The 10,431-nt window shown below is 66.4% G+C and carries 6 protein-coding genes and 2 pseudogenes; 6 read left to right on the top strand and 2 right to left on the bottom strand.

Annotation, left to right across the window (positions count from 1 at the left end; all coding sequences use genetic code 11):
* Positions 1-368 precede the first annotated feature (368 nt).
* Positions 369-689 carry a hypothetical protein gene (locus tag AB0M26_RS30480; protein ID WP_365266072.1) on the top strand — a complete coding sequence of 107 codons (321 nt, stop codon included), beginning with the start codon at positions 369-371 and terminating at the stop codon, positions 687-689.
* On the opposite strand, the pseudogene AB0M26_RS30475 reads toward AB0M26_RS30480, so the two are convergent.
* A pseudogene (locus AB0M26_RS30475) lies at positions 686-1,674 on the bottom strand (IS481 family transposase). The gene AB0M26_RS30480 and the pseudogene AB0M26_RS30475 sit on opposite strands and share 4 nt — an antisense overlap.
* Positions 1,675-1,902: 228 nt before the next feature.
* On the bottom strand, positions 1,903-4,869 hold the full coding sequence (locus AB0M26_RS30470) for a hypothetical protein (RefSeq protein WP_365266070.1): 2,967 nt from the start codon (positions 4,867-4,869) through the stop codon (positions 1,903-1,905).
* Between the two features lie 235 nt (positions 4,870-5,104).
* Between AB0M26_RS30470 and AB0M26_RS30465 the strand changes: the two genes are divergently transcribed.
* The 5 genes and pseudogenes from AB0M26_RS30465 to AB0M26_RS30445 all read left to right on the top strand — a co-directional run.
* Entirely contained in the window at positions 5,105-5,380 is a 276-nt protein-coding gene (locus AB0M26_RS30465; protein WP_365266068.1) for a hypothetical protein, read from the top strand.
* A 411-nt stretch (positions 5,381-5,791) separates the two neighbouring features.
* Positions 5,792-6,787 carry a beta-propeller fold lactonase family protein gene (locus tag AB0M26_RS30460; RefSeq protein ID WP_365266066.1) on the top strand — a complete coding sequence of 332 codons (996 nt, stop codon included), beginning with the start codon at positions 5,792-5,794 and terminating at the stop codon, positions 6,785-6,787.
* Between the two features lie 508 nt (positions 6,788-7,295).
* A complete protein-coding gene (locus tag AB0M26_RS30455) occupies positions 7,296-7,460 on the top strand; it encodes a hypothetical protein (protein WP_365266064.1) in 165 nt (54 codons plus the stop codon).
* Between the two features lie 321 nt (positions 7,461-7,781).
* Positions 7,782-8,738 (top strand): annotated as a pseudogene (locus tag AB0M26_RS30450) (transposase); the annotation flags it as partial.
* A 579-nt stretch (positions 8,739-9,317) separates the two neighbouring features.
* The coding region (locus AB0M26_RS30445) for an IS110 family transposase (RefSeq protein ID WP_365266062.1) at positions 9,318-10,431 on the top strand (1,114 nt) is incomplete at its 3' end.

Below are 10,431 nucleotides of genomic sequence, written 5' to 3'. Positions count from 1 at the left end.
GACGCAACCCGATAGCCTGCACGTAGAAAGTGCCCTCCGCCTGGACCGACAGAACCCCTCAGCAAGGTTCATCGTTCCAGGTCAGGAAGGCACTTCGCGTTTTCCGACCCAGCCAGCCGTACGCAAATGAAACGGCGAGGCTAAGAACACCAAGCTCAAGAACACCAAGATTGAGAACACGAACGGGGCGCCTTCGGCGCGTAGCGCCGGTCAACGCCGGAGGCTCTCTACCGGTAGTAGCGCGCGAGCCCGAAAGCTGCGCGCCGACCAACCACGTCACACAACCATCCCGGAAGGAAACCCGGCGGGGAGCACCGCGGCGTCTGCCGTTCACGCTGACTGCCGACCAGGCGATGGTGTTCGCCGCCTTGCCTGCTGCGCTGAGCGAGGCGATGCGGACCACCACCGGCCGCGAGATCCCCAAGACCCTTCTGGACACCATCACCATCCAGTTGCGGGACCGGACCGCGCTCCAGCTGCGCGACCGTGTGCTCCGCCGGTGGGAGTCCCACAACTACCGGGCCACGTTCGAAGCCGGCGCCCTGACCCGCCCGGTCGGCGCGGCCGTCACCATGTTGCGGCACGGTCCATGCCCCGGGGGCGGGCCGCCAGCGGACCATCCCATCCCGTTGGAGCTGCTGCCCCAAGGCGCCGCGCAGCAGGACCAGCATCCCCCCAGCGTCGACTAGGTGTATGAGGCCACGAGGTTGGTCACGGCTGTGTGGAGTCGGGAGGCGGGTGGCTGGTTCCCGGCGGCGGTGTGGGGTCGGTGTAGTTGTAGTGGATGTTCCAGGTGGTCAGGGCTTGGGTTCGCTGGTCTCCTGAGTCCCATTTGCGGGCGTAGAGGAATTCTTCGGTCAGGATGCGTTGATAGCGCTCGACTTTGCCGTTGTGCCGTGGCGTGTAGGGCGTGATCCGCTGGTGGCGGGAGCCGAGCATGGCGCGGGTGAAGTCGCCGGCGCGGTAGCAGGCCCCGTTGTCGGTGACGATTCGCTGGATGTGGTTGATGCCGTGGGCCGCGAAGAAGGCTCGGGCCCTTGTGGAGGAAGGCAATCGCGGTGGTGGCTACTCGTCCGGCTGCGCCTCGGTGTAGGCGAGTCGCGAGAAGCTGTCGACGGCCGAGTGGAGGTAGTGGAGGTAGAGGTAACCGGGCCTGTCTCCGCGGGATTTGGCGCGAGCGACGCGTTTGGCCTGGAGACTGCCGCGGCCGTGGATGCGCCATCCGCCGCCGTCGGGGATGCGGCCGGTCTTCTTCACATCGAGGTGGACCATGTGGCCTGGTCGGCGGGCGGTGATGGTGCGGCCGGCGCGGTTGGTGCCGCCGCCTGGATCGATGAAACGGCGGCGGTTCAACCCGAGTTGGTGTAGGTGGCGGGTGACGGTGCGACGGCTGACGCCTATGCCCTCGGCCCGGAGTTCGAAGGTGATGCGGGCGGCTGACCATTTGTGTTCACGGCGCATCCGCTCGATGCGGGCCACGGTCACTCCTGGTGTCCGTGTCGGCTGATGTCGCGGGGTGCTGGACCGGTCGAGCAGGCCGAGGTCGCCGTATCGACGGTGCCGGTTGACCCACTTGCTTGCGCAGGACCGCGAGATGCCCATCTCTGCGGCTACGTGGGCGATGGGGCGTTCCTGGCACCGCTGGACCAGGCGACGGCGGCCCTCGACGGACAGGGGGCACTACGGTGGGACACCAGGCGGGTCCTTTGCGACGGCAGATGCGTGACTTGGCAGTTCTCATCCTGCCGCTGAAGGACCCGCCCCTTATGTACCGACCACAGCGACTACAACGTCAACCCGCAACAGCTTGAGGCCCTTTGGGGAGGGTGAGGGCTCGAGTTGGTATGGCATCAGAGGGGGATGCTGGTGGCAGCGGGGTGTGAGTGCGCCTGGTCTACTGGTTTATCGGTATTCGGTGGCGATGTTGGTGGAGTGGTCCGCGGAGGTGCACGGGGTGGTGCTGCGGGAGCCGCCGGTGAGGGTGAGGGTGAGGTTGTTGGTGTTGCCGCAGGCGGTGTTCTGGCGGCCTTCCTGGGCGATGTTCTGCTGGAAGAGGTCGGCTGTGGCTCCTCCACCGGTGGCCTTGGCTCCGCCGCCCACGTCTTTGGTGTGAATGTTGGTGGAGTGGTCGACCTGCTTGCAGTTCACCTTGTACCGGTCGCCTTGGGTCAGGGTGACTTCCGAATGGTTGAGGTTGCCGCAGGCCAGGTTCTGCCGGCCTTCCTGGGCGATGTTCTGCTGGAACGCGTCGCCGCCTGTGGTGTTGCCGCCTTCGGCTCGGGCGCCGCCGCCCTTGAGGAAGGCCTTGTGGTTGAAGGAGGCGTCCTTGTTCTGGCAGTGGATCTTGGCCTGGCCGCCGTCCACGACGAGGGCGACTTCTTCCGGGGCGCCGTTGATGTTGGCGCAGGTGTTGTTCTGACGGCCTTCCTGGGCGATGTTCTGCTGAATGAGATCGGCGGTTGCGTTGCCGCCTTCGGCGCTGGCGCCGCCGCCCTTCACCGTTGCCTTGTGGTTGAAGGAGGCGTCCTTGTTTCGGCAGCGCATTTCGGCCTGGCCATCGGTTACATCGATGTCTGCGTTCTGGTTGGGGTTGTTGCAGGTGTTGTTCTGCCGGCCCTCCTGGGCGGTGTTCTGCTGGCTGAAGTCAATGGCGGTGCCTGTGGTGTTGCCGCCGTGGGTTCGGGCGCCGCCGCCTTTGACGCTGGTCCTGTGGTTGAACGAGTGGTCCTTGTTCTCGCAGTGGCCCGCTAGCCGACCGCCCTCGCTCACGTCGATGGTCTCCTCGTCGAAGTCGTTGAGGTGGTTGCAGTTGTTGTTCTGCCGGCCTTCCTGGGCGGTGTTCATCTGGGCCATATCGACGGTTGCGTTGCCGCCTTCGACTCGGGCGCCGCCGCCCTTGATATGGGTGTGCTTGCTGAAGGAGGCGTCCTTGTTCCAGCAACGGCTCGCTAGCCGACCGCCGTCAACCACTTCGATGTCCCCTTGCTCGTTGGGGTTGTTGCAGTTGTTGTTCTGCCGGCCTTCCTGGGCGACGTTCTGCTGGTCCACCTCGACGCCCTCCCCTGTGCCGTTGCCGCCTTCGACTCGGGCGCCGCCGCCCTTGATATGGGTGTGTTTGCTGAAGGAGGCGTCCTTGTTCCAGCAACGGCCATCCACCCGTCCGCCCTCACCCTCGCCGGGGTTGATGTCCGAGTCCTCGTTTTGGTTGTTGCAGTTGTTGTTCTGCCGGCCTTCTTGGGCGATGTTCTGCTGGGACACATCGGCGGTTGCGTTTCCGCCTTCGGCTCGGGCGCCGCCGCCTTTGACGTGGGTGTGCTTGCTGAAGGAGTGGTCCTTGTTCCCGCAGCGGCTCTCTACCCGGCCCTCGTCCAGGTCGATGTTCGAGTCGTGGGCGTTTTGGCAGTTGTTGTTCTGCCGGCCTTCCTGGGCGATGTTGTCCCCGTCCACTTCGACTGTGCCGTTGCCGCCTTTGGCTCGGGCGCCGCCACCCTTGATGACGGTCTTGTGGTTGAACGAGCCGTCCTTGTTCTTGCAACGCCCATCCACCCGTCCACCGCCCATCAGGGTGATGTCCGAGCCGTCGTTGGGGTTGTTGCAGTTGTTGTTCTGCCGGCCCTCCTGGGCGATGTTCTGGTGGTCCAAGTCGACGGCTTCATCGCTTGTTTGGGAGCCGCCTTCGGCATGTGCGCCGCGGCCCTTGAAGAGTGACTTGTGATTGAAGGAGTGATCCTTGTTCTTGCAACGTCCCTTTACCCGCCCGCCGCCGTCGTCCAGGTCGATGTCTGAGTCGTTGTTTTGGTTGTTGCAGTTGTTGTTCTGCCGGCCTTCCTGGGCGGTGTTCTGCTGGTTCACTTCGACTACTGCATTGCCGCCCCTGGATCGGGCGCCGCCGCCCTTGGTGAGGGTCTTGTGGTTGAGCGAGTGGTCCTTGTTCCCGCACCGGCCCGCTACCCTGCCGCCGCTGTCCAGGGTGATGTCCGATTCGTTGTTGGGGTTGTTGCAGTTGTTGTTCTGCCGACCCTCCTGGGCGATGTTCTGCGAGTTCACATCGGCGGCGTCGCCTGTGGCCGAGCCGCCATGGGCTCGTGCGCCGCGGCCCTTGGTGAGGGTCTTGTGGTTGAACGAGCCGTCCTTGTTCTTGCAACGCCCATCCACCCGTCCACCGCCCATCAGGGTGATGTCCGAGTCGTCGTTGGGGTTGTTGCAGTTGTTGTTCTGCCGGCCTACCTGGGCGATGTTCTGCTGCTCCAGTGTGTTTTCTGTTCCGGAGTCGCCGCCTTTGGCGTGGGCGCCGCCGTTCTTGACGAGGGTCTGCTTGTTGAAGGAATGGTCCTGGTCTGTGCAGAGGCCCTCTACCCGGCCGTCGTCCAGGGTGATGGACGCGTTGTTGGGGTTTTGGCAGTTGTTGTTCTGCCTGCCGCGCTGGGCGATGGTCTGCTGGACCACGGTTGTGGCTGCCGATCCACCTTGGGCAATGGCGGGGCCGTTTTGGATTCGGGAGAACGCGTTCAGGGAGCCGTCGGCGGTCACGCACCGGCCCCTCACGCGGCTATTGGTGAGCGACACCTCCCCTTCCTCCTCTGGGTTGGGGTTGTTGCAGTTGTTGTTCTGCCGGGAGGACTGCGCGATGTTCTGCTGAAAGAGGCCCGCGCCGGTGGCGGATCCCCCCTCCGCCCTGGCCTTCACCCTCCCATGGGCGGGGCGGCCCCTGTCGGCAGCCTTCGCCTTTCCATAGGCGTTGTCGGCGGCCTTCGGCTTCCCCTCATGGGTGGGGCCGTTGTCGGCGTATGCCGCCCCGGAACCTACTACGCCCCATCCGCTGATTGCCAGGACCAGCATGGTGGCTGTCGCGATCTTATGTGCCCGCACCTGGGTGCCTCCTTGTGCCGATGAGTGATGTTCTAAGCCATCTCCCTTCCGTAACGTTCGCTGTGTGTCTTTTGTCATGGGCGCATGTTGTTCCTCACTTCAACGGTCCAATTTCCCTCTCCAATTCGGGTTCTGGCTTTGACTGACAGCGGACCTGGAAGGCTCCCCGGTGGCGGGCTTCAAACCCCCGTTGGCGGACACGGGGACTGTAAATCGTTCGGTGTAACTTCCGATCATGGAAGATGCATCGGTGACCGGTGAGAACGCGTTTCGCTCCGGCCCGGCTCCGGCCTGGCAGGAGCTGTTGGAGGAGCACACGCCGCACCTGCTGATGCTCGATGAGGCCGCCGCCGGGCCGTTCGGCCGCTGCCCCGTGCCCGACGAGGACATGGAGCCGGACACCGACGTCGACTGGGGACCCGCATCCGTGCTCGCGGGCGCCAGCACCGCCCGGCCCGCGGCCGACAAGGCCTGCCCATGGGTGCGTCCGGCCGCGTCCCTTCGGGCGTGAGGTGCTCTCTGCTCGACGGCGTGGCCCGAGGCAGGCCGGCACCGGATGCGCTCGGGATCGGTGGGCGAGGTGCATCCGTGGGTGGGGGCGGGGCCCTTGGCGCGGCGTGTCGTCCTTTGGCCCGGCCAGACCCTGCGGCCGGATGGTGTATCCGGTCATCCGTGCAGCTCTCATCCATGGTCCGTGAGCGGGCGCGGGCCGATCACGGCGCCTAGCGTGGGCTGCGGCGATCATCAGCGCCGCGGCGGTCTCGGACGTCCGTGCCCGAGGCATCGGTCGCCGTCTTCGATTCGGAGCACGAAAGACGCCGTACGGCGTCGTGCACTGCAGGAGGTCTCGATGTCGGGTAACGCTTTGTCGGCTCCGCCCCGGCGGGGGAGTGGAAGGCGACGTGGCAGTGGCTCGTGGTGGATGACGGTACGGGCGTGGGCCATGGGGCTGGCCGTGACGGCCGGCACGCTCGTCCCGCTCACCGCGGCCACGCCCGCCGCCGCCCAAACCCCCCAGTTCGCCTACATCACGAACTACGATGCGGACACCGTGTCGGTGGGCGACGTCGCGACCCTCTTGGTCGTCGACACCATTCATGTCGGCGACGGCCCCAAGGACGTGGCGATCAGCCCGGACGGCAAGCGTGTCTACGTCACCAACCATCATTCCAACGACGTCTCGGTGATCGACACCGCCACCGACCGGGTGGTCGCCACCGTGAGGGTCGGCGAGCAGCCCGAGGGGGTGGCGGTCAGCCCGGACGGCAAGCGGGTCTACGTCGCCAATGAACGCTCGGGCAGCGTCTCGGTGATCAAGACCAGCACCAACAGGGTCGTGGACACCATCGGTGTCGGCAAGGCCCCTCACGGTGTGGCGGTCGGCCCGGACGGCAGGCGGGTCTACGTCGCCAACTCCGGCTCGAACAGCGTCTCGGTGATCAGCACCCGTACCGACGAGGTCACCGCCACCGTCCGCGTGGGCAAGAAGCCCGAGGACGTGGCGGTCGGCCCGGACGGCGCCCTCGGTGCCTACGTCACCAACGCCGGCTCCGACACCGTCTCGGTGATCGACACCCGCACCAACAGGGTCACCCGCACCATCGGCGTCGGTGACAACCCTCAGGGTGTGCTCGTCCTCCCCGACGGCACGCGCGTCTACGTCACCAACGCCGGCTCCGACACCGTCTCGGCGATCGACACCCGCACCCACAGGGTCATCGACACCATCGGTGTCGGTGACTTCCCCGTCGGCATCGCCAGCACCCCCGACAGCCTCCACCTGTGTGTCAACAACGCCCACTCGGACAACATTTCGATCATCGACACCCGCAGCAACACCGTCACCAACACCGTCGAGGACGACAGCTTCGACCGCCCCGTCGGTGTGACGATCGGCGACGTCCCGACACGCAGGTAGGGCACCGCGTAGGCAGAGGCAGTTCCGCACTTGGGTCGAACGGAGGGCGGAAGACTGTACGAAGGCGGCTCTGATCACGGAGGTTTGGGAGTCGGAGCCGCCTTCGCCTCCTCCCACGAAGTCTGCCCACTCTCAGATCGATCCTGAGTCCACAGCAATGGGTAGCCGCACGCAGACCCGGTGCATCGCCGTGGACCACTCAACCAATATCGGCACCAGCGACAAGTGAGCCCCCGGTGCGCGAAACGCACCTGATTCCTGTACCAAGCGGGTCCCCACAGCCAGCGCTGTGGGGCCGCCAAAACGCCTCGGCACTCAGCCGTGATTCTCCGCAGCATCGCTGTGGGAACCCGATTGAGACGGACATCGACAGAATCGCTCGGGCCTGCTCCGGCCAGATGTGGCCTCCCCAACGCTTCTTGGCCAAACAGCGTGGGTCTTCGAAGTTGAGCGGGGTGTGACTTCGGGCATCAGGCAGCACCGTCACTGACGGTCAGTGGGAGGTGAGTTGGGCCCTCGATGCAGGAAGCCCGTTCAGCGCGCCCAGGAAGGCCGACAGAACAACAACTGCACCAACCCCAACAACCTCACCCTCACCACCACCAACAACCGCGCCCAGGCCACCTGCGTCGCCGTCGACCGCTCCACCAACATCGCCACGATCAACCGATAAAGCCAGGCCGCGCAGCCCTGACCACGAGTGGCCCAGTCAGGTGAAACCCTGCCCGGGGCCCCTCGTTGAACGGGCCCCAGGGTCTTCGCGGGGAGTCCCCAAGACCCCAGCCGGTGGGCGCACCCACCACCTGCTGGCCCCAGGGCCTGTGCCCGAGCAGCCGATCGGGCGCAGGCCCCTTTCGCCATACCAAGATCCCGGCAGCACAACGAGACCTACGGGGTCTGTACGGTCGTCGGCTCTGTCCCGCAATTGGTGGTAACGAAGGGTGACGGCCGTTGTTGGCGTGACGTGCGCGATGTCAATGAGCTTGTGGGTGTGGTGCTTTCGGGACTGTCGGCCCTCGTGGTTGAGGGTGTGACGGACAAGGGGACCTGATCCGGGTGTCGGCGCGGACCCGGGACGATCCGGTGCCGTGCCCGGTGTGCGGGCAGCTGACCGGGCGGGTTCATGGCTTCCACTGGGGGTGGTCGCGGACGTGCCGGGTGGACGGACGGCGGGGCGTGCCGTCGGTGCGGCATCCGGTGCCTGTTCTGCCCGGTGCTCGATTGCTCGCGGCAGACGCTAGCGAGCAGGTTCCCGGCGTTGTGGAGCGCTACCAGCGCCGCACCACACGCGGCCGCCCAACTCCGCTCCGTGGTCAAAGAGTTAGCGGGCCGGCCGGGGTGCCCGCCCATCCGGCGTGCTGGCTTGCGCGATCCCCCGCTCGACGGCCCTGCGCCTGCTCATACGCAGGGCGGCACCGTCGCTGCGCGTCCCGCGCGTGCTCGGTATCGATGACTTCGCCCTCAAAAGCCGGCACCGCTACGCCACCGCAGTCATCGTCGCCGAGACAGGCGAGCGGATCGACGTCCTGCCCGACCGCACCGCCCAGACCCTGGTCGCATGGCTGCGCGAGCATCCCGGGATCGAATACATCTGCCGCGAGGGCTCCGGCTCCTACGGCGAGGCGATCCGCCAAGCCCTCCCCGAAGCGGTCCAGGTCAGTGACAGGTGGCACCTCTGGTCCAACCTGTGCGGCAAGGCCCTGGCCGAGGTCCGCTCCCACGCCGCCTGCTGGCAACTGCTGTGACCCCCGCCCGGCCCGGGGGCGTACGCGAGTAGACCACCCGCGAGTGCTGGCAGAGGGTCGACCATCTGCTCGACCAGGGCGTCGGCCTGCTCCAATGCGCACGCTGCCTCGATGTTGCCCTGAATACCGTCAAGCGATACGCCCGCATGAAGGAGCCCATTGCAGAGCGCCGTGCTCCCCGCTACAAGCCCACGCTCGTCGACCCCTAATCCGTAGTTAAGGGCGTTTCGAGGGAGCAGGTAGTTCTCGGAACGTTCGAGTGCCGGATCGTGACATCCAAGGGCAGCCGGGTCTACGCCTCAACGTAGACCGGGTGCCCGATCTTGGAGCTCATGGTGGTGGCGGTCACATGGATGCCGGACGGATGCCCAATCCCTGCCGGGCCTCGACGCCTACTGGTAGATCGCGCGGCGTTGGGCACCCTCGACCGCCACCACTCAGCAGGTGGGTGTGGGCGTTCGCCGGTGCTGGGCGGATGCCTCGTTGACCCCTGGCCGGCATGCCTAGCGGTAGAGCGGCGGCGCCCAGGGCCGCCGAGCGTCAACACCCGAACCTTGGTCAACTCGTTGGTGTTGGTGGTGCGAGCCCTCCGCACAGTGACCCCTCGTCATGCCCGAGCCTTTCGAGCTCCTGCGGAGACCGGGGCCTGTGGGGTGCGCTGGTGCCACGAACGGCTTGTGAGGTGTCGGCCCAACCCTCGCGGTTGAGGCCTGGGATTAGGTCGCTCGCGTGGCCCGCATGCGCTCGTGACCAGAGCAAATACCTGCACAGCGGAAGGAACCACCTTGATCTACTGCGGTATCGACTGGGCAGAACGGACACATGACGTCGCCTTGGTCGACGACACCGGCGCGCTCGTGGCCAAGCGGCATATCACCGACGATGCAGCTGGTTACAAGATCCTGCTGGAGCTGCTCGCCGAGTACGGGGACACCGAGGGGAGCCCAATCCCGGTTGCCATCGAGACGTCCCGCGGCCTGCTGGTCGCAGTCCTGCGGACCGGCACACGCCAGGTGTTCGCGATCAATCCGATGGCCGCAGCCCGCTATCGGGATCGTCACTCCGTCTCGCGCAAGAAGTCTGACCCCGGCGACGCCTTGGTCCTGGCGAACATCCTGCGCACAGACATGCACGCTCACCGGCAGCTGCCCAACGACTCCGACCTCGGCCGCGCCATCGCCGTCCTCGCCCGCGCTCAGCAGGACTCCTTGTGGAACCGGCAACAACTCGCCAATCAACTCCGATCCCTGCTGCGCGAGTACTACCCGTCCGCGCTGGACGCCTTCGCCATCTGGACGAACGGCCTGTGCCGGCCTGAGGCCCGCGAGCTCCTCAAGGCCGCACCGACCCCTGCCCGGGCCGCGAAGCTAACGCGTGCCCAGCTCCAGGCCGCCCTCAAGCGCGCCGGTCGCAAACGTGGCATCGAGGCGGAAGCCGACCGCCTCCGCGACATCTTCCGCGCCGAGTGGGCTCACCAGCCCCAGCTCTTCGAGGACGCACTCGGCAAGCAGATGCTCGCTCTCCTGCTTCAGCTCGAAGCCGCCTGCATCGCCGCCGATGACCTCGCCAAGGCGGCGGAAGAGACGTTCCCTCAGCACCCGGACGCCGAGGTCCTGCTGAGCTTCCCCGGGCTCGGCATCCAGCTCGCCGCCCGGATTCTGGCTGAGATCGGGGACGACCGCACACGCTTCGCCGACGCCCGCGGACTGAAGGCATACGCGGGCTCGTCGCCCGTCACCAGGGCCTCCGGCAAGAAGTCCTCCATCACCCGCCGCTGGGTGAAGAACGATCGCCTCAACCACGCCGGCTACCTCTGGGCCTTCGCGGCCCTTCGCCACTCACCCGGGGCGGGCGCCCACTACCGACGACGACGCGAGACCGGCGACTGGCACGCAGCCG

It is taken from the genome of Streptomyces sp. NPDC051776 (assembly GCF_040681345.1).
In the GTDB taxonomy this organism is placed as follows: domain Bacteria; phylum Actinomycetota; class Actinomycetes; order Streptomycetales; family Streptomycetaceae; genus Streptomyces.
This window is presented reverse-complemented; position numbering and strand designations above follow the sequence as displayed.

Excerpts from the sequence above, each read along its gene's own strand:
- AB0M26_RS30460 (WP_365266066.1), top strand. The coding sequence starts at position 5,792 with ATGACGGTACGGGCGTGGGCCATGGGGCTGGCCGTGACGGCCGGCACG.
- AB0M26_RS30465 (WP_365266068.1), top strand. The coding sequence starts at position 5,105 with ATGGAAGATGCATCGGTGACCGGTGAGAACGCGTTTCGCTCCGGCCCG.